This is a genomic window from Janthinobacterium sp. FW305-128 (assembly GCF_020858135.1).
In the GTDB taxonomy this organism is placed as follows: domain Bacteria; phylum Pseudomonadota; class Gammaproteobacteria; order Burkholderiales; family Burkholderiaceae_D; genus Janthinobacterium.
Window position 1 is genome coordinate 19990 of sequence record NZ_JACYMK010000005.1, and the last position, 24120, is coordinate 44109.

The following is a 24120-nucleotide window of genomic DNA, read 5'->3' on the forward strand; positions in this document are numbered from 1 at the left end:
GCATGCGAGGCCTGATGCTGCTGTGCCTTGTCCTGATCCACCTGCACGCGGGCGCCGCGCCGCCGGGCGCCATTGTGCTGTGGCCCGGCGCTCCGCCCGGCGGCGCGGCGCCGGGTCCGCAGCGCGACAGCGCCAAGGGCTCCATCACGCAGGTGGCGCAGCCTTACCTGATCGCACACCGCCCGGCGCGGCCGGACGGCACGGCGGTCCTGCTGGTCAGCGGCGGCGGCTATGCGCATATCGAGGCGGGCAAGGAAAGCGGCCCCGCCGCCGCCTGGCTGCAAGCACAGGGCGTCACGGCGTTTGAACTCGTGTACCGTCTGCCGCAGGAAGGCGGCGGGGCCGCGCCGTTCCAGGACGGCCAGCGGGCCATGCGCGTGATCCGGGCCCGTGCGGCCGAGTGGGGCATCGACCCGGCGCACATCGGCATGCTCGGTTTTTCCGCCGGCGCGCACCTGGCCGGCATGACGGCCGTCCAGCCGGACGCCGCCCTGTATGCGCCCGTCGATGCGATCGATGGCGTCTCCGCGCGGCCCGATTTCGTCGTGCTGCTATACCCCGTGCTCACCATGCAGCCGCCGTTCGACACGACGCATGCGAAGAAAGAGCTGCTGGGAAGCCACCCCACGCTGGCGGCGCGCGATGCGCTGTCGGTGGAACGCCACGTCGATGCGCGCACGCCGCCGATGTTCATCGCGCAGGCGCTGGACGACCCGATTTCTCCACCCGAGAACAGTACATTGATGGCGGCGGCCCTGCGCCGCGCCGGCGTGCCTGTGGAACTGCACCAGTTCCGGCACGGCGGCCATGGCTGGGGCCTGGGCAAGCCGGGCAGCGAACCGGCCGCGTGGCCGCAACTGCTGCTGGCGTGGCTGCAATCGCGGGGCTGGATGCCTCAGCCTTCGGGCTGAGTTTCCAGGTCGCGCCGCGCCACGTCCAGCGCCGCCCGCAGCTGCGGCAGGAACTGTTCCACATTATCGAGCTGGCCATTCGAGGCCAGGGTTTCCATCTGGTGGCACAGGCCGTGCAGGGTGGGGCGGCTCAGGTAGCCTGCGCTGCCTTTCAAGGCGTGGAAAGCGGCCGCCGCCGCGCTGGCATTGCCGTCGCGCACGGCATGGCAAGCCAGGTCCAGGCGCCGCGGCGCTTCCGTCAGGAACGCTTGCGCGATGCGCTGCAAGTGCTGCGGCGACAGGCCTGCCAGCGGCAGGATGTGCACGGGCGCCGTCATGGGATCGGCCGGCGCCGGCGTTTGCGCCTGCGCGTCGTCGGCATCGTCCAGGCCGAACTGGCGCGCCAGGGTGTCGTCGTCGATGGGTGCGGCCTGCGGCAGCGCGTGGCCGCGCGCCAGCAGCAGGTCGATGATGGCGTCGATTTTCTCGAACAGCAGCGCTTCGTCGACGGGCTTGCTGAGGAAGTCGTCCATGCCGGCGGCCAGGTAGCGTTGCCGGTCATGTTCGCTGGCGTTGGCCGTCAGCGCGAGGATGGGAATCTGCGCGTCGGGAATGGGGAACTGGGCATTGCCGCCGTCGCGGATCAGGCGCGCGGCCTGTTCGCCATCCATTTCCGGCATGCGGCCATCCATCAGCACGCAGTCGTAGGGGCTGGATCCCAGCGCGCGCAGCGCCTGTTCGCCGTTTTCCACGATGGTGACCTCATGGCCCATGCTTTCGAGCAGGGTGCCGATGATGATCTGGTTGGTGCGCACGTCTTCGGCGCACAGGATGCGCAGGCGGCAGGCGTGGCGCGCCTGGCGCACCGGCCGGCGCGCATCGGCCGCCGGCGCGCTGCCGTCTTCCAGCGGCAAGGTGAAGTGGAAGCGCGAACCGATGCCGACCCGGCTTTCCACGCCGATCGTGCCACCCATCAGTTCGACCAGTTCCTTGCAGATGGCCAGGCCCAGGCCCGTGCCGCCGTAGCGGCGCGTGGTGGAATGGTCGGCCTGCTCGAATTTCTGGAACAGGCGCGGCAAGGTGTCCGCGTCGATGCCGGGACCCGTATCGCTGATGAGGAATTCGATCTCGCTGCGGCCATCGCGGCGCGGCGGCGTGCGGGCGCGCCGCACTTCCAGCAGCACTTCGCCATTGGCCGTGAATTTCAGCGCGTTGCCCAGCAGGTTGATCAGGATCTGCCGCAGGCGCGTGGGGTCGGCGCGCACGTAGCGCGGCAGGTCCAGCGCCAGTTCGCGGCGCAGCAGCAGGCTCTTGGCGTCGGCCTGGCCTTGCACGATGCCGGCCGCGTCGCCGATCAGCGCCAGCAAGTCGAAGTCCACCGTTTCCAGGGTCAGCTTGCCCGCATCGATCTTGGAAAAATCGAGGATGTCATTGAGGATGGTCAGGAGCGACACGCCATTGTGCAGGCCGATGCGCAGGTATTCCTGCGTACGGCCACGCACGGACTGGTCGCGCAGGGCGAATTTCAGCATGCCGATCACGCCGGCCAGCGGCGTGCGGATGTCGTGGCTCATGGCGGACAGAAAATCGATGCGGTGGCGGCTGACCACTTCCGCGTGCTCCTTGGCCTTCAGCAGGGCGTCGTTGCTGAGGGTGAGAGCCAGGGTGCGTTCCTGCACCCGCTGTTCCAGGTTGTTGCGCAGCAGGCGGATCTGGTCGGCCAGGGCAAAGGCCAGCAGCAAGCCGTCGAAGGTGCCGCCGAGCAGGGTCACCAGCTGGGCGTTGGCCACCATGGCCGGCATCAGCCCCAGGTTGGCCGGCAGGATCAGAAAGCCGGGCAGCATCAGCGCGACGAAGGCCAGCACGAAGAAGCGCGCCGGCTGGTAGCCGCGGCGCCAGACGACGATGCCGCAGATGAGCGCCAGCAGCATCCAGATGCTGATGGCGATGGTGGCCAGCGTGTGCGCATACGACAGGGCGAAAAAGCAGCTGGGCAGGAGCAGCAAGGGCAATGCCAGGTTGACATTGCTGAGACGGTACAGCAGCAGGGAGTAGTCGCGCAGGCGCAGGAAATGCATGTAGAACAGGGTGCTGAAGACGGGCAGCAGGAAAAACGGCACGTAATGCAGCTGCAGCTGGTGCCAGTCGAATAGGTCGGCAAACACGTGGAAGGTCATGGCCCAGGCCAGGCCGTACGTCAGCACGTACAGCGCGTAATACGCCGACGCCTTTTCCAGGGTGATGGAAAAGATGAAGAAATTGAACAGGCCCAGCGCCAGCAGGGCGCCGATGGAGGCCACCATCAGGAAGTTTTCCTTGCCCACCAGCTTGCGGTAGTCGTGCTGCGTCTTCACGCCGAACAGGGGCGCGCGCGCGTAGTAGGGGCTGGAAAAGCGGATCAGGATGTCGTACGTGGCACCCGGCGCCAGCTGCACGTTCATGCCGTAGTGCAGCAAATAGTCGTGCGGCCGCTGGTAGCCCGTCAGCAAGGTACGCGGCGCCGCGTGCGGCCCCGGGCCATACACGTAGACGTCGACCAGGTCGATCAGGGTGTCGTTCGGGTCGATGACCCAGGCCGCTTCGCTGCTGTCGTTGCGCACCTGCGCATGCAGCCAGTAGGCGCCGCCGAACAGGTCGACCTGGTCGGCCGGGCGCTGGCGCGCCAGCCAGGCGGGCAGGGCGGCGACATCGGCAGGCGCGGCTTCATTTTCGGCAAGAAATAGTTGGCCGCCCTTGCCCAGGTGAGCGAGGCCTTGTTTGCTCAGAGGCAAGGGCGTCGCCTGCGCCGCGCCCGCCAGACCCAGCAGGCCGAACAGCAGGCTGAGCACGAGCGGCCAGCCGCATAGCCAGGCGCTGACGCGGGAGCTGGAAGCGCGGTGGCAGGGAGGGGGCGAGTGGGCTGGCATCGATGGAGTGGGTGATGGTCGCGCGGGAATTGGCGGCAACGCCGTTTGCTGTGGAGTGTCCATTTTAATCGACTCTCGGTGACACACGGGCAAATTCATGTCCTGTCCGCCTGGCGCCCGCTCCGGTATCATGGCGCTTTTGTCCGCGAGATATTCATGCTCAGTCCCGACCAGTTCCTGGCCTTCCTGGCCGCCGCCGTCTTGATCACCGCCAGTCCCGGCCCCGACAACCTGATGGTGCTGGGCGTGGGCATGTCGCGCGGGCGCCGTCAGGGCATGGCGTTCGGCCTGGGCTGCGCCCTTGGCTGCCTCACGCATACCGTGCTGGCGACCATCGGCGTGTCGGCCCTGCTGGCCGCCTCGCCCACGGCCTTTACGGCGCTGAAAGTGGCCGGCGGGCTCTATCTGGTGTGGCTGGGCATCGGCGCCTTGCGCAGCCGTGGCGGCGCCAGAGTCGATGGTGCGGCCGCCTTGCCCGACGAATCCTTGCTGCGTTTGTTCGGCAAGGGACTGTTTGCCAACAGTATCAATCCGAAAGTCGTATTGTTTTTCCTCTCGTTCCTGCCGCAGTTCATCGTCGCGGGCCAGGGCAATGCCAGCTGGCAGACGGCGCAGCTGGGCCTGGTCTTCACGGCGCAGGCGTGCGTGCTGTTCGGCCTGCTCGGCTATTTTTCCGGCGCCGTCGGCCTGTGGCTGAACCGCCGCCCGCGCGCCGGCCTGTGGCTCGACCGCGTGGCCGGCACCATCTTCATCGGCCTGGGCTTGCGCCTGATCCTGGCGCGCTGACCTCTTGCCGGGCGGTGATGCGGAACGCCAGTTCCATCTGGTCCTGCACGGCCATGGCGCCGCCCAGGATGGCGAACGGCACGATGCCGAAGTCGCTCTGCTTCAGCAGCAGGCTGCCGCTGGCCTGCAGGCTGCGCCCGTCGGCCGCTTGCTCGATCCGCACGGGCAACTGCACCGTGCGCGTCACGCCATGCAGGGTGATGTCCGCATCAAACACCTGCTGGTCGCCCGTGCGGCGCGCCTCGATGCTGACCCACGGATAGCGTTCCGCCTCGAGCACGCGCACCAGCATGTTGTGGCGCGTGCCGGCGATGGCATCGGCCGACGGCGTCGTCGCCAGGCCCGCCGCCTGGCGCAAGCTTTCTTCATCCACAGTCATCTCGTCGAGCCGGAAGCGCAACTGCGCGCGCCCCGGCGCGGGCGCCACGATGCCCTGCAGGCTGCGGCTGGCCACCACGTGATCATGCCCGAGCCGCGCCAGCGCGCCGCCACGGCGCACGGTGATGGTCAGCAGCGATTCTGCGGGCGCGATGTGCAGCAGCTGCATGTCTTGCCGCTGCCACGCGGGCGCCGGCACGGCGGCAGGGGCGGCCGGCGCGGAAGCGGGGGCCGGCGCGGGCGGCAAGGGCGTGCAGGATAGCAGCACGGCGCAGGCGCCGGCCAGCAGCATGCGGCGGTGAACAGTGTGCATCGATGAAAACTCCTGGCTGGACATGGACAGCGCGTGCAGAGGCGCAAGGCGCGATGGGGCGATGGGGCGATAGTACGCGATCCAGCCTGCCCGGCGCTAGCCCCTTCGCAGGCGGCCGCGCAAGGACGGAGTACAGGGATAGCGTTTACCGCGCCTGTCCGTCGACAAACATGAGGATGGCGCTGGCGACCACCTGCGGCGCTTCGCGCTGCGGGAAGTGGCCGATGCCTTCGAGCAGCACGCGCTGGTAGGCGCCGCTGAAATGGCGTTCGCGTCCGGCCGAGCTGTCCGGATGGTTGCAGGTGTCGGCCGCGCCATGCAGCACCAGGGTGGGCACCGGCAAGACGGGCGCCGGGTGCAGCCGCGCTTCGTCGGCTGCGTACGCGGGGTCGCCCTCGACAAACGCCCAGCGGTGACGGTAGGAATGCAGCACCACCTCGGCCCAGTCGGGACCGTCGAAAGCGCGGCTGGCCTGCGCGAAATCGGCTTCGCCATACCAGCCGGCGGGCGACCAGCTGTCCCACATCATGCGGGCAAACGCGTGGCGGTCATGCTCGACGGCATGCTGGCCCCGCGGCGTGGCCATGAACCAGTGGTACCAGTAGTTGCGCGCCTGCTGGTAAGACAGTTCTTGCCGTGGGTCATTCGTGCCATAGCCTACCGACAGCATGACGAGGCCGGATGCCGCATCGTGGCGCAAGCCGCAGGCATTGGCGACGGCGCGCGCGCCCCAGTCATGGCCCACCAGCAAGGGCCGATCCAGTTGCATCGCATCGATAAAGTCGAGCAAGTCGCGTCCCAGCGCGGCCAGCTGGCCGCTGCGCGGCGTGTCCGCATGGTGAAAGCGCGTGGGCGCGAAGCCGCGCAGGGCGGGCGCCAGCACGCGGTAGCCAGCGGCGGCCAGCGCCGCCGCCGTTTTGGCCCAGCTTTCCGGGCTGTCGGGCCAGCCGTGTACCAGCACGGCGCAGCGGCTGCCGGCGGCGTTCCATTCCAGGTAGGCCACGTCCAGCAGCGGGGTGGCGATGTAGTGATAGTCTTGCATGGCATTCCTGACGAAGGTGAGGGGAGAACTGCATGGTAGCGCCGGCAATGCATTTGATTCGTGAGCAATTCATCGATATTATGAGCATATCTTGATGAATTGGAGCGTACCATGCACGCCTTGCCGGCAATGACCCTGGACATCGTCCTCCTGCGCAGCCTGCTGGAAGTGGTCGATACGGGCGGCTTCGCGCTGGCCGCGCAAAACCTGGCGCTGACGCCGTCGGCTGTCAGCGGGCATATCAAGCGCCTGGAACACAGCGCCGGCAAACAGTTGCTGGCGCGCACGACGCGCAGCCTGGAGCTGACGGCGGCCGGCGAACTGCTGTACATGTATGCGCGCAATATCGTCGACCTGGAACGCGAGGCGCGGGCCAGGCTCAGCGGTGTATCGGTGCAGGGGCGGCTGGTCCTGGGGGCGTCGGAAGATTTCGCGGGCACGTGGCTGCCGCAAGTGCTGCAGACGTTCCAGCGCTGGCATCCGCAAGCGTCGATCGAATTGAAGGTGGGCATCACGGCCGACCTGCTGCGGCGCCAGGCGCACGAGCAGATCGATGTCATTTTCGGCAAGCAATGCAGCCGCACGGAAGGGGCCGGCGAATTGCTGTGGGCCGAGCCGCTGGTATGGGCGTATGCGGCCGGCCGCCTGCCCGATGCGCAACTGCCCGTGCCGCTGGCGCTGTTTCCCTCGCCGTGCGTGTACCGCGAAGCGGCGCTGGCCGCTTTGGCGCAGGCGGGCCGTGCCTGGCGGCTGGCGTTTGACAGCGGCAGCATGGCCGGCTGCGTGGCGGCGGCGCTGGCCGGCTTTGCCGTGACGCCCGTGGCGCGCAGCCAGTTGCGCGACGGCTTGCGCATCCTGGGAGCGGAAGAGGGCTTGCCGCCATTACCCGATGCCCGTTTTTATGCCTTTCCACGCAACAATACGCCGGCCGTGCTGGCGCTGGTGGACGCCGTGCGCGGCGCGGGACAGCGGCACCAGTTTCACGCGTGATGCCGGCGGCGCTGAAATGCCGATGAAAGCGTGAAAGTTTAGCCTGCGTCATAAGGCGGTCATATGCCGCTGTTATGATGCTTTCGTTGGCACACAGCATGCATTGCGCAGATCACTACGCTCCGGGAGCGATAGGATGCAGGCATGACTCAACAGCTTAGCCGGTGAGCTCAACCATCGGCACCAGACATGTAAAAATTGTTTTATGGCAGTATTTGCAGGGTGGGGCAGGGGAAATGCAGGAATCGGGCGGGGCTTTAATGAAGTCCTAAGCCTGCCCGAGGGAAGGACTGGCATAGTGGATACATGGCGCACGGAGACCCCGGGCGCAAGGTTGCCGGACACCTCAATGACCGGCACGATTTCCACGTTTTCATGTGTTTCCCGTTTTATCCCTGCGCTCGAAACAGCGTTTCAACCGGCTACCGCACTTTGCGAAGCCGGTTTTTTTTTGCCTGCGTTTTCATCCGTTCCCGGCGCCGCGGCGCCGGGAAAGCCAATCAGCCCGCCTGTTTCGCCAGCCATGCATCGACGGCCGGCAGCCGTTCGGCGCGCAGCTTGATGCGGTACTTGATGCCGGCCACGGAACTGTCGGCGTCGCCGCGCGCGCCGGCCGGCAGGTGCGCCTGCGCGTATGCTTCCAGCTTGGCGATCATGTCCGGCTGCGCCGAACCGGCGGCCAGGCGCGGGAAGTAGCGGCTGCGCGAGCTGGCGTCAATGCGCGCATTGACTTGCTCCAGGTGCGCCAGCGCAAAGTCGAAGGCCAGTTCCGGATGCGTGCGCGACACGCGCGAGATCATGGCCGGGCTGTTGGTCACGCCCGGTTCATCCGTCAGCGCCAGTGCCAGCGCGCGCTGCGCCAGCGCGGGATCGTCGCTCGAGGCCAGCAGGTCGTACAGCTGGTTCTTCACCAGCGGCGTCTTTTCCTGCTGCGCCCTGGCGTGCAGCTGCTCCCAGGTGGCGGCGTCCGCATGCTGGGCCACCACGCCCAGGATGGTGCGGCGCAGCGGTGCGGGCATGGCGGCGGGATCTTGCTCGCTGGCCGCATGGCGGCGGCGCGCCTCGGCGATCACGCCCGGTTCGCCCATGTCGCCGAGGATGGCGATCAGCTGTCCGCGCAGGGTCGCCACGCTCGACGCTTCGCCCGCGCGCGCTTCCCAGCCCGTCTGCGCCATCATCGGCGCCAGGCGCGCCATGGCAAAGCGGCCGAAGGCCTGCTGGCGCGCTTTGCTTTCCGCGCTATCGCCCGCATATTGTTCGTACAGGCTGCCCAGGGAGGCGGCCACCTTGCCCAGCACCTGCGGATCGGCCGACAGCGGCGTCGCTTTCACCAGTTCCAGGAAGTCGGCCAGGTTTTGCGCGCCGGCCAGGCCCAGCGACTGGCTGTCCGCCAGCAAGCCCAGTTGGTCGATCGGCGCCAGGCGCGCGAAGCTGCGCGCCAGCGCGCGCGTGTTGGCAGGCGCGTACACGGTGCGGTAGTAGCCGCTCTGGCCCGCGTTCACCAGCAGGGCGCCGCAGCCGGGCACGTTCAAGGTCGCCTTGCCATTCCTGACCAGCACCGTGGCCAGCTTGCCGTTGCCGACGGTCGAGGCGATGACGGGCACTTTCCACGACAGCGGTTTCTTGTTCGGCTGGTCCTTGGAAAATTCCGTCTGCGTCAGGCGCACGCGCGTATTGCCGTTCCGGCACACGGCGTTGTCCACCGTGATCATCGGCACGCCCGGCTGCAACGTGAAATCATGGGCGATGGCGCTGACCGGCTTGCCGGCGGCCGCATCGACTTCGCGCCACAGGTCGTCGGACACCGTATTGCCATACGCATGCTTGCGCATGTAGCTGCGCACGGCCGTGCGCCACGTGTCGGCGCCGACATACGCTTCGAGCATGCGGATCACCGCTTCTCCCTTTTGATACGTGATGCCGTCGAAGGCCTGGCTGGCCTGCTCCACGGTGGCGATGCGCTGCACCACCGGATGCGTGGTGCGCAGCGCGTCCTGGCTCATGGCCGACTCGCGCCCGCCCACGCTGGACAGGGCAGTGTTCCACTCGGGGTGCAGACGCTCCGTGGTGCGGCTTTCCATCCACGACGCAAAACCTTCGTTGAGCCACAGGTCGTCCCACCAGCGCATGGTGACCAGGTCGCCGAACCACTGGTGCGCCATTTCATGCGACAGGGTGGTGTAGATGTTTTCCTTGTCGGCCTGGGTCGAGATGGCCGGGTCAAGCAGCAGGCCATATTCGAAAGTGAAGACGGCGCCCCAGTTTTCCATGGCGCCGAAGAACTGGCTGCGGCCCGGCGCGGCGATGTTGTCGAGCTTGGGCAGCGGATAGCGCACGCCGAAATAATCGTTGTATTCGCGCAGCAGGGCGCTTGACTCGTCGAGCGCGAAGCGGCTTTGCGCCAGCGCGCCTTTCTTCGTGATGACGCCGATCTCCGTACCGTCGGCCATCGTTGTCGCCCGCTCGAAGTCGCCCAGGCCGAAGAACAGCAGATACGTCGACATGCGCGGCGTGGTGGCGAAGTACACGTGCTTCATGCCATTGCCCAGTTCCTCGCTGCTGGCGATCGGCATGTTGCCGACGGCCATCTGGTTGCTCGGCACGACCACGTTGAGATCGAAGGTGGCCTTGTAGTCCGGTTCATCCCACGATGGCAGCATGCTGCGCGCGTCCGAATTTTCGAACTGCGTGTACAGCGCGCGCTGGCGGCCTTGCGGCGTGTCGTAGTCGAGCGAAAACAGGCCCGTGGCCTGCGTGCCGATCTTGCCGCTGTAATCGATGCGCAGCAGGTACTCGCCCTTCGCCACGGGTTCGGCGAAATGCACGGTGGCCGTCTGCTTGTCCGCGTCGAACTCGATCTTGCGCGTCACCTGCTTGCTGCCGCCCGCGCCTTCGATGGCGGCGGCCGCAAACGTCAGGTTCAAGGCATTGAAGGTGATGCTGGCGGTCGGCGCGTCGACCGCCACCTTGATGGCCACCTCGCCCTTGAAGGTAGAGGCGGCGGCGTCCGGCGTGATCGACACGATATAGTGCAAAGGCGTGACGCCGCGCGGCAGCTGCGTGGTGGTGCCGGGCGCATGGCTGGCCGAGACGTACCTGGCGGCGGGAGCGGCGTTGTCCGCATGGGCTGCGGTGATGGAAGCCAGTGCCAGGACGGCGGCGGCCAGTTGGCTGCGCCGGAAGCGCGGAGTCGGTGTGCGATGCATGGTATGCCCTTGGTTCATGGATAAAACGCCCGCCAGCCGGATAGGCTGCGGGCGTTGATGACGTGTGGGGGACATCGCTGGAACTGGCGGCCAGCGTTCCCGTACAGCAATCTAAGGCGAAACGGGAGCAAAGTCAACGCGCCAGGGGCGCCGCACCATGCCGGTGCGCTGGTATGATGGGCGTCTGACTGCATTGCCACAGGCTGCCGCCGCGCCTGATTGGCCACCACCATAACGAGACGAGACCTGCACATGAAACTCACTATCAGCCCCCGCACGCCCAATCCGCGCCGCGTCACCATGTTCATCGCCGAGAAGGGCATCACCGGCATCGAGGAAGTGGCGCTCGACCTGATGGCCGGCCATCACCGCGATCCCGCCTTCCTGGCGAAAAACCCGCTGGGCCGCGTGCCCGTGCTGGAACTGGACGACGGGCGCGTGCTGACCGAGACGCGCGCCATCTGCACCTACCTGGAAGGCTTGCAGCCGCAGCCGAACCTGATGGGCGAGGGATTCGAGGAGCGCGCCTTCATTGAAATGGCCGACCGCCGCGTGGAACTGCATTTGTTCAGCGCCGCCGCCAACTGGGTGCGTCACGGGCATCCGGCCCTGGTGGCGCTGGAAAACCCGCAGTTTCCCGATTTCGCCACGGCGCAGGCGGGCAAGCTGCGCGAGACGGCGCAATGGCTGGACCAGGTGCTGGCCCACCAGCCCTACATCGCCGGCGAACGCTTTACGATTGCCGACATCACGGCCTTCTGCGCACTGGAATTTGTACGCGGGCTGATGAAGTACCGGCCGGGCGCGGAAGGGTTGTCCAACCTGCAGGCTTACCGCGACCGCATCGCCGAGCGGCCCAGCGCGCAGGCGAAGTAGGCCATGCGTGCGGGCCGCTTCAACAATGTTGTCGGCTTACGCCCGTTGGGCTAAGCCGACCTACGCCGACCTACGCCGACCTACGCCGGCCGACAGCCCGGTAGCCGGGTAGGTCGGATTAGCGCGTGAGCGCGTAATCCGACATCACCACTTACTTCAGCTGCTCGTGCAGGAAGGTGTAGGTCAGCGCCCACATCAGCGCCTGCTGGTCGTTGTTGGCGGCGCCCGCGTGGCCGCCTTCCGTGTTTTCCCAGTACAGCACGTCGTGGCCTTGCTCTTCCATCTTCGCCACCATCTTGCGCGCATGGCCTGGGTGGACGCGGTCGTCGCGTGTCGAGGTGGTAAACAGCACGCGCGGATATTTCTTGTCCTTGAAGACGTTCTGATACGGCGAGTACTTGCTGATGTAGGCCCATTGTTCCGGCACGTCCGGATCGCCGTACTCTCCCATCCACGAAGCGCCCGCCAGCATCTTGTTATAGCGGCGCATGTCGAGCAGCGGCACCTGGCTGACGACGGCGTTGAACAAATCGGGACGCTGCACCAGCACGGCGCCCGTCAGCAGGCCGCCATTGCTGCCGCCCATGATGCCCAGGTGGCGCGGACTGGTGACCTTGCGCTTGATCAGATCCTGCGCCACCGAGATGAAATCGTCATACGCGCGCTGGCGGTTTTCCTTCAGCGCCGCCTGGTGCCAGCGGGGGCCGAATTCGCCGCCGCCGCGGATATTCGCCAGCACATACACGCCGCCCTTTTCCAGCCACGCCACGCCCGTGGTGCCGCTGTAGCTCGGTTTGAGCGACACTTCAAAGCCGCCATAGCCATACAGCACGGTGGGGTTGCTGCCGTCGAACTTCGTCTTCTTGTTCATGATGGCGAAGTAGGGCACCTTTGTGCCGTCCTTCGACGTCGATTCGAACTGCTCCACCTTGTACGGCGCCGCATCGTAGTAGGCGGGCAGCGACTTGATTTTCGTGCGCTGGTCGCTTTGCGCCGTGGCCAGATACAGGGTGGTCGGATTGAGGAAGTCGGTCACCGTCAGGAAGTACTGGTCCGAATCGACCGGGTCGAGCGCGCTGACGGCCAGAGTGCCCAGCTTCGGCGCGTCGACGGCGCGGCGCTGCCACTTGCCGTTCACGTGGCGCAGTTCCGTCAGGCGGTTCTTGACCTTGTCCAGGGTGGTGACGAGGATGGTCGATTTCGTCGCCGTGACATTGTCCAGCGACGAGGTGGCCGTGGGCGCGTACAGCAATTCCAGCTCCTGCTTGCCCTGCATGAAGGCCTTGAAGTCGGACGCCAGCAGCGAGCCTTGCACGTAGGTCTTGCCGTTCACTTTCCAGTCCGAGCGCAGGGTGATGATCAATTGATCGCGTACGGTGAAGGCCGTCGCGTCGTCCGGCTTCGGCACTTTTTTCAGATCGGCGCCTTCGCGCAGGAACATTTCGCCGCTGTAGAAATCGATTTGCCGCTCGATGAACTGGTGTTCGTGGCCGGGCGTGAAGTCCTTGTAGGCGCCCGCGCTCATGTCGTCCGGTTTGGCTTCATACAAGGTGTGCGCCTGCGCCAGCGGCGTGCCGCGCTGCCACTGTTTGATGATGCGCGGGTAGCCCGAGCTGGTCATCGAGCCGGGGCCGAAATCGGTGGACACGAACAAGGTGTCCTGGTCGATCCAGCTGGCGCTGCCTTTCGCTTCGGGCAGGGTGAAGCCGCCGTCGACAAAGGCGCGCTTGGCCACGTCATATTCGCGCACCACCTTGGCGTCGCCGCCGCCGCGCGACAGGGAAATGAGGCAGCGTTCGCCCTTCGGATACAGGCAGGAGGCGCCGCCCCAGACCCAGTTTTCGTTCTCGCCGGCGGCCAGCTGGTCGAGGTCGATCACGGTTTCCCACGCGGGTTCGGCCAGCTGGTACTGCGCCAGGGTGGTGCGGCGCCAGATGCCGCGCACGTGCTGGGCGTCGCGCCAGAAATTGTAGTAAAACGCGCCTTCCTTGCTGACGTAGGGAATGCGTTCCTTTGAGTTGAGGATGGTTTTCAGGCGCGCCTGCAGGGCCGCGAAGCCGGGTTGGGCTTCCAGCTCTTTGGTGGTGACGGCATTGTGCTGCTTGACCCAGGCCAGCGGCTTGTCGCCGAGGACTTCTTCCAGCCACAGGTGGGGATCGGTGTTGGCGGCGGCAGGGGCGGGGGCTTGCGCGTGGGCGATGCCCGCTGCGGCCAGGCCGAGCAGCATGCTGCCGGCGAGAGTGCGATATGACGACATGTAAGGTTCCTGGTTGGTCCGGTGGAGGCCGCGTTGCAGGCAAAACGGCGCAGCCATGGTGCCATGGATTGCTGTGAGGAACCAGTGTCTATGGACGGCTACCTGAAAAAATAGTTACTTTTCCAATATTGTTTGCTGGAAAAGAGCAGGGCCGTAGAATCTGCGGCACTTGGTGTACCAGTCCGTGCCGTTGCCGTGCCCTGATGCGCGGCGTTCACGGCAGCTGATTGACCCACACGGGCGCCGACCAGACGATGTTGCCGTCGTCCTGCGTCAGGCGCGCGTAATAGACATGGGGGCCGGGCGCGGGCGTGACGGTGAGCTCGGCCTGGTCCGACAGTTGCGTGACGGAGCCGTTGCCGCCCGGTACGCCGTGGAAAATTGCGACGGCCGCCGCTTGCCGGCCCGCGCTGTTGCTGAAACTGGTAGACAGTTGCAAGGGCCCGTGGTTGTCGAAACGCTCGCCCATCAGCTTGCCATTGGCCGTGAACAGCAGCTGCGCGTGCTTGTCCATGGTGGCAAAGACGCGGCGCGCGCGCAGCGCGTCGAGGAAGCTGTCGCGTGACACGGGCATGCCGGCGGCCGGGCTGGCCACCAGCACGGCCGTGCGGTTGCCGTACGACGCGCCCCAGTTGGCGCAGTGGTTGTCCTGGTTGCTGCTGAAGGCCACGTGGTAGCCGGCCGCCAGGGCACGGTTGCAGGCCGCCTCGTAATTGCTGCGCCGCGTTTCCGTTTCCTGGTCGTTGGTGGAAAACGCGGATGTATTCATCACTTCGCACAGCACCATGGCCGCATCGCCGTCCGGCGTGTAGCCGAGCGGCTGGCCATCGACGAGAAACTGGCCCGCATAGGCAGGGTGGTTGAACTGGCCTATCCAGCCCCGTTCGCGCATCAGCGCATACAGGGCGGCGTAGTCGTTTTTCGGCGTTTCCAGGTCGGCCAGCAATTCGCCCCGGGCATTCCTTTCCCAGCCCAGCAATTGGTCGCTATTGAAGATGTTCAGGTGGCCGCCCTTGTTGATGACGCCCCATTCCATGCCGTACAGGGCCAGGAAACCGGGGTGGGCGTTTGTATAGGCGGCCGCTTCGGCCAGCCCCGTCTGGTACAAGGCCTTCGCTTCGGCAGGCGTGGCTGCGGGATTGGTTCCGTCCGAACCGTCATACATATGGTTGTGCTCGGATGTCAGTAGGGCGTCCAGGCCGTGATCCTGCGCATATTTATAGGCGTCGATGGGGCCGAACGGCGCCGTTTGCGGCTCCTGCGCGCCATGGCAGGCATCAAGCGCCGCGCCGCCGTCGCTGTGGCGCGTCTGGCTGTGCAGGTTGGCGTAGACGATGCGGTAGCCGGGCTCCTCATCCAGGCGGGACAGTTGTTGCAGGCCGGCCTGGAAGGCGGGCACCCGGGGCGCCGTGCTGGCGCCCCGCTGCACCGCGATTTGCCATTGCTGTTCCACCTGCGCTTCGCGCGGCGTGCCGGCATCGGCCACGGCCAGCAGGCGCAGCGCGTACAAGCCGTCCGGCGCCAGCATGCGCCGTTCGCGCGCATCGGCATCGGCGCGGCCATCCCAGGGCAAGTTGACGCGCTTGCCGCCGGCGCCCACCTGTTCCATGCCCGACCAGCGCCGCAGCACGGCGCCTTGCGGACCTGGACCGGACAAGGTCAAGGTCCAGCGCACGGCATGCGGGCGGCCTTCGTCCGGATACGTGAGGCGCACGACGAATGTGCGCGCCTGCGTGATCCGCTCGCCGCGCGCCGCGTGGAACGGTGCGAACACTGTCGCGTCCAGTTCGCTGTGCTCCCTGGGTTCGGGAGAGCCATCTTGCGCTGCGGCAGTGTTACTCCAGGCGATCAAGAGCGTACCCACGCAGACGCATGCCAGTGCGCGCGCCAAGCCGCGCCGTGGCTGCCATTGCCGCAGTTGCCCGAACATGCCGGCCTCCGCTTCATGAACTCAATATCAATTAGACAAACATTGCACTTTCGAGTTCCCCGACGCACCAAGAAGAGGCGTGCCTGCACCGCCAGGTGCCATGACCTGGCGCAAAGTCCGTACAAATAGGCACCCTGCCCCTTGGACGGGCCTGGCACGGGGCTTGCTAAACAGAAGGGACGGATCAACGGCGATCCCCTGAATAAACGCACAACGGTCCAACGACGGACCACCTGGACAACGGCGTCCGCTCTGGCTGATTTTTTCATCGGCGGGGGCGGGCGCCGTTTTTGTTTGCATCTTTGTTATTTTCGGGATACTTCGGGAAACCATCATGGCCAGCCAAAAAGCAACGCGCATCGCGCTCTTCTCCCTCGCCACGCCGCCCATGCGGGCATTCCACCTGACGTGGATGGCATTTTTCGTGTGTTTCTTCGCCTGGTTCGCCTGCGCACCCCTGATGCCGGTCATCAAGGGCGAGTTCGGCCTTTCCTTGGCGCAAGTGGCAAACATCAATATCGCGGCCGTCGCCATCACCATCCTCGTGCGCCTGATCGTCGGGCCCTTGTGCGACCGCTACGGCCCCCGCAAGACGTACACGGGCTTGCTGCTGCTCGGCGCCATTCCCGTGCTGGGCGTGGCCGCGTCGCAAAGCTATGAAAGCTTTCTGTTCTTCCGCCTGGGCATCGGCGCCGTCGGCGCCAGCTTTGTCATCACGCAATATCACACCTCCGTGATGTTCGCTCCGCGTGTTGTCGGCACGGCAAACGCGGCCGCCGCCGGCTGGGGCAATGCGGGCGGCGGCGCGGCGCAGGCGCTGATGCCGCTGCTGCTCGGCGCCGTGCTGATGTTGGGCGTGTCCGAATCGCTGGGCTGGCGCGTGGCCCTGCTGGTGCCGGGCGTGCTGATGCTGGTGATGGCCGTGCTGTACTGGCGTTATACGCAGGATTGCCCTGAAGGTAATTACTCGGACTTGCGCGCCGCCGGCACCGCCATCGAAGGCGGTAAAGGTGGTGGTAAAAGCGGTGGCTGGGCCAGCTTCAAGGCCGCCAGCAGCAATTATCGCGTCTGGCTGCTGTTTGTCACCTACGGCGCCTGCTTCGGCATCGAAATCTTCATCCACAACATCGCCGCCGTCTATTACGTCGACCATTTCGGCCTGTCCTTGAAATCGGCCGGCCTGGCCGCCGGCAGCTTCGGCTTGCTGGCCCTGTTTGCCCGCGCCCTGGGCGGCTGGCTGTCCGACAAGCTGGCCCTGCGCGGCAACCTGAACAGCCGCGTGACCCTGCTGTTCATGCTGATGATAGGCGAAGGCGTGGGCTTGCTGTGGTTTGCCAAGGTCGACAGCGTCACCTGGGCCGTCATCGCCATGCTGGTCTTCGGCCTGTTCACCCACATGGCGTGCGGCGCCACCTACGCGCTGGTGCCCTTCATCGACAGCAAGGCTCTCGGCGGCGTGGCCGGCATCATCGGCGCGGGCGGCAACGTGGGCGCCGTGGCGGCCGGTTTCCTGATGAAAGGCACGGGCGACATCCGCCAGACCTTGATCATCCTCAGCGCGCTGGTGGTGATTTCGGCCCTGTGCGCCATCGCCGCCCGTTTCACGGGCCTGGCGGCCGAACCGAACATGGCCGCGGCCTGAGGAGAGCGCAATGAACCACCCCTTGAACATCGTCGTCCTTGGCCATGGCATGGTCGGGCATAAATTCCTCGAACGCCTGGCCCTGGACAACGCGCCGCACCTGTCCGTGACGGTCTTGTGCGAAGAGCCGCGCCCCGCTTACGACCGGGTGCACCTGTCCGAATTTTTCAGCGGCAAATCGGCCGAGGACCTGTCGCTGGTGGCGCCCGGCTTCTTCGACAAGGGCAACGTCGTGTTAAAGCTCAATGCACGCGCCGTGTCCATCGACCGCGCGGCGAAAACCGTCACTGCCAGCACGGGTGAAGTGCTGGCCTACGACAAACTCGTGTTTGCCACCGGCTCGACGCCGTTCGTGCCGCCGCTGCCGGGCAAGGAGCGCGATGGCTGCTTCGTCTACCGCACCATCGAAGACCTGGAAGCCATGCTGGCCTGGGGTGCCAAGTCGAAAACGGGCGTGGTCATCGGCGGCGGCTTGCTGGGCCTCGAATGCGCGAAAGCCTTGCGCGACCTGAAACTCGACACCCACGTGGTGGAATTCGCGCCGCGCCTGATGGCCGTGCAGGTGGACGAGGGCGGCGCGCGCGTCTTGCGCCGCAAGATCGAGGAGCTGGGCGTGACCGTGCACACGCAAAAGAATACGCTGGCCATCGTTGACGGCGAAGCTGCCACGCACCGCATGCAGTTCGCCGACGGCAGCCACCTGGAAGCGGACATGATCGTCTTCTCGGCCGGCATCCGCCCGCGCGATGAGCTGGCGCGCGCCTGCGGCCTGGAGGTGGGACCGCGCGGCGGCATCGCCATCGACGACAGCTGCGTCACGTCCGACCCGGACATCTATGCGATCGGCGAATGCGCGCTGTGGGGCGGCCTGGTGTTCGGCCTGGTGGCGCCCGGCTACGAAATGGCCCGCATCGCTGCCCGCCACCTGCTGCAGGAGGAAGAAGGAGAAGCGGGCGAAGCGTCGTTCAAGGGCGCCGACATGAGCACCAAGCTCAAACTGATGGGCGTGGACGTGGCCAGCCTGGGCGACCCGCACGGCAATGCGCCGGGCAGCCGCTCCTACCAGTTCATGGACGAGCGCAAGCAGATCTACAAGAAGATCGTCGTTTCCGACTGCGGCAAGTACCTGCTGGGCGGCGTGATGGTGGGCGACGCCAGCGAATACGGCACGCTCTTGCAGATGATGCTCAACAAGATCGAGCTGCCGGCATCGCCGGAATTCCTCATCCTGCCGCAGGCGGACGGCCAGCAAAAGGCGGGACTCGGTGTGGATGCCTTGCCCGAGTCGGCGCAAATCTGCTCGTGCAACGACGTGTCGAAAGGCGCGCTGTGCGCGGCCGTGGCCGATGGCGCCACCAGCATCGGCGCATTAAAATCCTGCACGAAAGCCGGCACGGCCTGCGGCGGCTGCGTGCCGCTGGTGACGCAGATCATGAAGGCGGAAATGCAGAAGCAGGGCCTGGCCGTCAACAACCACGTGTGCGAACACTTTGCGTACTCGCGCCAGGAATTGCACCATCTGGTGCGCGTGGGGAAAATCCGCAGCTTCGGCGCGCTGCTGTCCGCGCATGGAAAGGGTCTCGGTTGCGACGTGTGCAAGCCCGTGGCGGCGAATATCCTGGCGTCTTGCTGGAACGATTTCGTGCTGTCGCCCGTGCACGCCAGCCTGCAGGACAGTAACGATTATTTTCTCGGTAATATCCAGAAGGATGGCACGTATTCCGTCGTGCCGCGCATGCCGGGCGGCGAAGTGACGGCCGACGGCTTGATCGCCGTGGGCATGGTGGCGAAAAAATACGGTCTCTATACGAAGATCACGGGCGGACAGCGGGTCGACCTGTTCGGCGCGCGCGTGGACCAGTTGCCAGCCATCTGGGAAGAGCTGATCGCGGCCGGCTTCGAGTCGGGCCACGCCTACGGCAAGTCGCTGCGCACGGTGAAATCGTGCGTCGGCTCCACCTGGTGCCGCTACGGCGTGGCCGACAGCGTGGGCTTCGCGATTCAACTGGAGAACCGCTACAAGGGCTTGCGCACGCCGCACAAGATCAAGTTCGGCGTCTCCGGCTGCACGCGCGAATGCGCCGAGGCGCAGGGCAAGGACATCGGCCTGATCGCCACGGAAAAAGGCTGGAATTTGTACGTGTGCGGCAACGGCGGCATGAAGCCGCGCCACGCGGAACTGCTGGCATCCGATCTCGATGAAGCGACCCTGGTGCGCTATGTCGACCGCTTTTTGATGTTTTACGTGCGCACGGCCGACCGCCTGCAGCGCACCAGCGTGTGGCGCGACAACCTGGAAGGAGGCCTCGACTACCTGAAAGCCGTCGTCGTGGCCGACCGCCTGGGCATCGCCCACGAGCTGGAAGCGGACATGCAGCACGTGGTCGACACCTATGCCTGCGAGTGGAAGGAAGCCGTCTCCAACCCTGCCGTGCGCCAGCGTTTCCGCCATTTCGTCAACAGCGGGAAGAACGATGAAAACGTGGTGTTCGTGGAAGAGCGGGGCCAGATCCGGCCCGCCACGCCCCTTGAACGCCGCAACACCGTGATCCCCATCCTTGCCGTGGAGGCGTGAGCCATGAATGCAATGAATGAATTGAACAGCGCCAGCGCCGACAACTGGGTGGCCATCTGCCCCTTGACGGACATCGTGCCTGACACGGGCGTGTGCGCGCTGCTGGGCGGCCGGCACGTGGCCGTGTTCCGCGTCGGCGATGCCGCGCCGCGCGTGTACGCCATCGACAATGTCGACCCGAACGCCGGTGCTTCCGTGCTGTCGCGCGGCCTGGTGGGCAGCATCGGCGAGCGCGTCGTGGTGGCGTCGCCCATCTACAAGCAGCACTTCGACCTGGCCAGCGGCGAGTGCATCGAAGCGCCTGAACACTCGGTGGCCGCCTGGCCGGCGCGCGTGTTCGGCGGCATGGTGTGGGTGGCCATATGAACACCGCCGCACGGCCGTCTTTAGTCGTGGTCGGCAACGGCATGGCCGGCATGCGCACGGTCGAGGAATTGCTGAAACTCGCGCCGGACCTGTACGACATCACCGTCTTCGGCGCCGAACCGCACGGCAATTACAACCGCATCCTGCTGTCTCCCGTGCTGGCCGGCGAAAAGACGGTGGACGACATCATGCTGCACACGCGCGACTGGTATGCCCAAAACGGCATCACCCTGCACGCGGGCGACCCCGTGGTACACATCGACCGCCAGGCGCGCACCGTGCAGGCGCTGTCGGGCATCGAGGTGCGCTATGACCGCCTGCTGCTGGCCACCGGTTCCACGCCCTTCATCGTGCCCGTGCCGGGCCACGAACTGCCCGGCGTGATCGGTTTTCGCGATATCGACGATGTCGACACCATGCTGCGGGCGGCGCGCCAGCACCGCCACGCGGTCGTCATCGGCGGCGGCTTGCTGGGACTGGAGGCGGCCAACGGCCTGCAGCGCCAGGGCATGGACGTGACGGTGGTGCACATGAGCGGCGCCCTGATGAACCAGCAGCTCGACGCGCCCGCATCGATGCTGCTGAAATCGGCGCTGGAAGCGCGCGGCCTGCGGTTTTTGATGCAGGCGCAAACCTCCGCCATCATGGGCAGCACCCGCGTGGAAGGCGTGCAGTTTGCGAACGGCAGCAGCATTCCCGCCGACCTGGTGGTGATGACGGCCGGCGTGCGCCCCAACATCGCGCTGGCGCAAGCGGCCGGCCTGCACTGCGAACGGGCCATCGTCGTCGACGACTGCCTGCAAAGCTACGACCCGCGCGTGTACGCCGTGGGCGAATGCGTGCAGCACCGGCGCGCCACCTTCGGTCTGGTCGCGCCCATATGGGAACAGGCGCGCGTGTGCGGCGCGCATCTGGCCGGCGCCGGGCACCGCCGCTACGTGCAGCAAGCCAGCGCCACCAAATTGAAAGTGACAGGCATCGACCTGTATTCGGCCGGCGACATCATCGGCGGCGAGGGCAGCGAAGACCTGGTGCTGCGCGATCCGAGGCGTGGCGTCTACAAACGGCTCGTGGTGCAGGGCAGCCGCCTGGCCGGCGCCGTGCTGTATGGCGACGTGCAGGACGGTCCGTGGTATTTCGACCTGATCCAGCAGCGCCGCGACATCAGCAAGCTGCGCGCCCATTTATTGTTTGGCCAGGCGCTGTGCGCCCAGGCCGCCTGACAGCGACCAACAGGATACGCCCATGACCAGCTGCACGCCCGTGAAAACCACTTGCCCGTACTGCGGCGTCGGCTGCGGCGTGGAAGCGACACGCCTGCCCGACGGCGCCATCCGCATCGCCGGCGATACAACGCACCCGGCCAACCTGGGCCGCCTGTGCGTGAAAGGTTCGGCCCTGGGCGACACCCTGGACCTCGACCAGCGCCTGCTCTACCCGCAGGTACGCACCGACGGCGTGCTGCGGCGCGCTTCCTGGGATGCCGCGCTGGACCAGGTGGCCGGCGGCCTGCGCGCCATCATCGATGAGCACGGCCCCGACGCCGTCGCCCTGTATGTCTCGGGCCAGCTGCTGACGGAAGACTATTACATCGCCAACAAATTCATGAAGGGCTATGTGGGCAGCGCGAACATCGACACCAATTCGCGCCTGTGCATGTCCTCGGCCGTCGCCGGCCACAAGCGCGCGTTCGGCGAAGACATCGTGCCCGGCTGCTATGAAGACCTGGAGCTGGCCGACATGGTCGTGCTGGTGGGCTCGAACACGGCCTGGTGCCACCCGATTTTGTTCCAGCGCATCGCCCGCATCCGCGAAACCCGGCCGGAGATGAAGCTGGTGGTGATCGACCCGCGCCGCACGGCCACCTGCGAGCTGGCCGACCTGCATTTGCCCGTGAAACCGGGCACCGACGTGTGGCTGTTCAACGGCTTGCTGTGCTATCTGGCGAAGGAGGGCGTGATCGCCGGCGAGTTCGTCACGCGGCACAGCCGCGGCCTCGACGCAGCGCTGGCGGCCGCCCACGCGGACTGCGGCGACCCGCTGCAGGTGGCGCGCATCTGCAAGGTCGACCCGCAAGCCCTGCTGGCGTTTTACCAGGCGTTTGCCGCCACGCGCAAGGTCGTCACGGCCTTTTCGCAGGGCGTGAACCAGTCGTCCTCCGGTACGGACAAGGTCAACAGCATCATCAACTGCCACCTGGCGACGGGGCGCATCGGCCAGCCCGGCATGGGACCGTTTTCGCTCACGGGCCAGCCGAACGCCATGGGCGGGCGCGAAGTGGGCGGGCTGGCCAACATGCTGGCGGCGCACCTTGAACTGGACAATCCGCTGCACCGCGACACCGTGCAAACCTTCTGGGACTCGCCGCGCATGGCGAACAAGCCGGGCTTGAAGGCGGTGGACCTGTTCCACGCGATCGAAGCGGGCAAGGTCAAGGCCGTGTGGATCATCGCCACCAATCCCCTGGTCAGCATGCCGGACGCCGACCAGGTGCGCCGCGCGCTGGCCAGGTGCGAGCTGGTGGTGGTGTCGGACATCAGCGCGCAGTCGGACACGAACGTCCATGCCGACGTGCTGCTGCCGGCCCTGGGCTGGGGCGAGAAGGACGGCACGGTGACCAATTCCGAGCGCCGCATCTCGCGCCAGCGCGCGTTTCTGCCGGCGCCGGGCGAGGCGCGCGCCGACTGGGACGTGCTGTGCGACGTGGCGCGCCGCATGGGTTATGACGGCTTCGATTTCGCGGCGCCGCAAGCCATTTTTGCCGAACACGCACGGCTGTCGACCTTCCGCAACGGGGCGGAAACGGCGCGGCTGTTCAATCTGGCGGGCCTGGACAGCCTGGATGCGGCACAGTACGACGCCCTGGCGCCGCAGCAGTGGCCGCAGGGCCGGGCGCGCCTGTTCGGCGACGGCCGCTTCGCCCATGCGGACGGGCGCGCCCGCTTCGTGCCCACGGCGCCGCGCGCGCCGCACAACATGCCCGGCGAGGACTATCCGCTGATCCTGAACACGGGCCGGGTGCGCGACCAGTGGCATACGATGACGCGCACGGGCAAGGCGGCCAAACTGTCGGGCCACGTCGCCGAAGCGTTCATCGACCTCCACCCGCAGGATGCGCTGCTGTACGGCGTGCGCGAAGGCGAACTGGCGCGCATTTCCAGCGCCTGGGGCGCGATGGTGGCGCGCGTCGTGCATGGCGGCGGCATCGCGCGCGGCCAGGTCTTCGTGCCCATCCACTGGAGCGACGCGAATGCGTCCGACGCGCGCGTGGGCGCCGTCGTCAATCCGGTCGTCGATCCCGTCTCGGGCGAGCCGGAATTCAAGCACACGCCCGTGCGCATCGAGCAGTTCAGCGTGCACTGGCATGCGTTTGTCCTGAGCCGCACGCCGCTCAACCTGGGCGGTGTGGCGCACTGGACGCGCATCCAGGGCGAGCAGTTCCTGCGCTACGAACTGGCGGGCCGCCAGCGCATCGATGATCTCGGCGCCTGGGCGCGCGCGCTGCTCGGCGTCACGGACGACAACGCCGACTGGCTCGATTACGCGGATGCCAGCGCCGGCGTGTACCGCGCCGTGCACCTGGACGAGGGACGCATCGCGCAATGCGTGTATGTCTCCCCCCGTCCCGACCTGCCGTCGCGCAGCTGGCTGGCCGGCCTGTTTGCGCATGCGCAAATGGATGCGCTTGATCGCGCCGGCGTGCTGCTGGGCCAGCCCATCGGCAAGGGCGTGGACGCCGGTCCCATCGTGTGCTCGTGCTTTGGCGTGGGGCGCAACACCATTTGCGCGGCCATCGCCGGGCAAAAACTGGAGACGACGGCGCAGGTGACGGCCTGCGTCAAGGCGGGCGGCAATTGCGGCTCCTGCGTGCCGGAGATACGACAGTTGCTGCTTGAAGCGCGCAGCGCGGCCTGATCATCTGTCCTTTCCCGCGCGGCTTTGCTATATTGCCAGCTCTACAAG

15 protein-coding genes are annotated in these 24120 nt (G+C 66.5%); 9 read left to right on the top strand and 6 right to left on the bottom strand.

Annotation, left to right across the window (positions count from 1 at the left end; genetic code table 11):
* Nucleotides 1-2 precede the first annotated feature (2 nt).
* Nucleotides 3-911 carry an alpha/beta hydrolase gene (locus IGS60_RS11980; protein WP_230504549.1) on the top strand — a complete coding sequence of 303 codons (909 nt, stop codon included), beginning with the start codon at nucleotides 3-5 and terminating at the stop codon, nucleotides 909-911.
* On the opposite strand, the gene IGS60_RS11985 is transcribed toward IGS60_RS11980, so the two are convergent.
* On the bottom strand, nucleotides 896-3796 hold the full coding sequence (locus IGS60_RS11985; RefSeq protein WP_230504550.1) for a hybrid sensor histidine kinase/response regulator: 2901 nt from the start codon (nucleotides 3794-3796) through the stop codon (nucleotides 896-898). The two genes, IGS60_RS11980 and IGS60_RS11985, sit on opposite strands and share 16 nt — an antisense overlap.
* A 156-nt stretch (nucleotides 3797-3952) precedes the next feature.
* Between IGS60_RS11985 and IGS60_RS11990 the strand changes: the two genes are divergently transcribed.
* Nucleotides 3953-4582 carry a LysE family translocator gene (locus tag IGS60_RS11990; RefSeq protein WP_034754929.1) on the top strand — a complete coding sequence of 210 codons (630 nt, stop codon included), beginning with the start codon at nucleotides 3953-3955 and terminating at the stop codon, nucleotides 4580-4582.
* Here the strand turns inward: IGS60_RS11990 and IGS60_RS11995 are convergent.
* Both IGS60_RS11995 and IGS60_RS12000 read right to left on the bottom strand, forming a co-directional pair.
* Nucleotides 4545-5273, bottom strand: coding sequence for a YceI family protein (locus IGS60_RS11995; protein WP_230504552.1), 729 nt, complete (start codon nucleotides 5271-5273; stop codon nucleotides 4545-4547). The two genes, IGS60_RS11990 and IGS60_RS11995, sit on opposite strands and share 38 nt — an antisense overlap.
* Nucleotides 5274-5418: 145 nt before the next feature.
* Nucleotides 5419-6315, bottom strand: a complete 897-nt coding sequence (locus IGS60_RS12000; protein ID WP_230504554.1) for an alpha/beta fold hydrolase — start codon at nucleotides 6313-6315, stop codon at nucleotides 5419-5421.
* A 111-nt stretch (nucleotides 6316-6426) separates the two neighbouring features.
* Here IGS60_RS12000 and IGS60_RS12005 point away from each other — a divergent pair, with 111 nt between their 5' ends.
* On the top strand, nucleotides 6427-7305 hold the full coding sequence (locus IGS60_RS12005; protein WP_230504556.1) for a LysR substrate-binding domain-containing protein: 879 nt from the start codon (nucleotides 6427-6429) through the stop codon (nucleotides 7303-7305).
* Between the two features lie 500 nt (nucleotides 7306-7805).
* Here IGS60_RS12005 and IGS60_RS12010 read toward each other — a convergent pair whose 3' ends face one another.
* Nucleotides 7806-10511, bottom strand: a complete 2706-nt coding sequence (locus tag IGS60_RS12010; protein WP_230504558.1) for a M1 family metallopeptidase — start codon at nucleotides 10509-10511, stop codon at nucleotides 7806-7808.
* Nucleotides 10512-10763: 252 nt separating this feature from the next.
* Between IGS60_RS12010 and IGS60_RS12015 the strand changes: the two genes are divergently transcribed.
* The gene (locus tag IGS60_RS12015; protein WP_070222237.1) at nucleotides 10764-11387 is read left to right on the top strand and encodes a glutathione S-transferase family protein; all 624 of its coding nucleotides are present in this window, start codon (nucleotides 10764-10766) and stop codon (nucleotides 11385-11387) included.
* Nucleotides 11388-11538: 151 nt separating this feature from the next.
* Here the strand turns inward: IGS60_RS12015 and IGS60_RS12020 are convergent, their stop codons facing one another.
* Nucleotides 11539-13644 (bottom strand): prolyl oligopeptidase family protein, encoded by a 2106-nt coding sequence (locus tag IGS60_RS12020; RefSeq protein ID WP_230504560.1) that lies wholly within the window; start codon nucleotides 13642-13644, stop codon nucleotides 11539-11541.
* Between the two features lie 214 nt (nucleotides 13645-13858).
* Nucleotides 13859-15574, bottom strand: a complete 1716-nt coding sequence (locus IGS60_RS12025; RefSeq protein ID WP_230504562.1) for a CehA/McbA family metallohydrolase — start codon at nucleotides 15572-15574, stop codon at nucleotides 13859-13861.
* 334 nt (nucleotides 15575-15908) lie between these two features.
* Here IGS60_RS12025 and IGS60_RS12030 point away from each other — a divergent pair, with 334 nt between their 5' ends.
* From IGS60_RS12030 to IGS60_RS12050, 5 genes are read left to right on the top strand one after another with little or no spacing between them, the layout of a single operon-like run.
* Nucleotides 15909-17216 (top strand): MFS transporter, encoded by a 1308-nt coding sequence (locus IGS60_RS12030; protein ID WP_230504564.1) that lies wholly within the window; start codon nucleotides 15909-15911, stop codon nucleotides 17214-17216.
* Nucleotides 17217-17226: 10 nt separating this feature from the next.
* Nucleotides 17227-19791 (top strand): nitrite reductase large subunit NirB, encoded by a 2565-nt coding sequence (nirB, locus tag IGS60_RS12035; RefSeq protein ID WP_230504566.1) that lies wholly within the window; start codon nucleotides 17227-17229, stop codon nucleotides 19789-19791.
* 12 nt (nucleotides 19792-19803) lie between these two features.
* On the top strand, nucleotides 19804-20157 hold the full coding sequence (gene nirD, locus IGS60_RS12040; RefSeq protein ID WP_230504950.1) for a nitrite reductase small subunit NirD: 354 nt from the start codon (nucleotides 19804-19806) through the stop codon (nucleotides 20155-20157).
* Nucleotides 20154-21380 carry an NAD(P)/FAD-dependent oxidoreductase gene (locus IGS60_RS12045; protein ID WP_230504567.1) on the top strand — a complete coding sequence of 409 codons (1227 nt, stop codon included), beginning with the start codon at nucleotides 20154-20156 and terminating at the stop codon, nucleotides 21378-21380. The genes nirD and IGS60_RS12045 overlap by 4 nt, the downstream gene beginning before the upstream one ends.
* 22 nt (nucleotides 21381-21402) lie before the next feature.
* Nucleotides 21403-24072 carry a nitrate reductase gene (locus IGS60_RS12050; protein ID WP_230504569.1) on the top strand — a complete coding sequence of 890 codons (2670 nt, stop codon included), beginning with the start codon at nucleotides 21403-21405 and terminating at the stop codon, nucleotides 24070-24072.
* The last annotated feature ends 48 nt before the right edge of the window (nucleotides 24073-24120 follow it).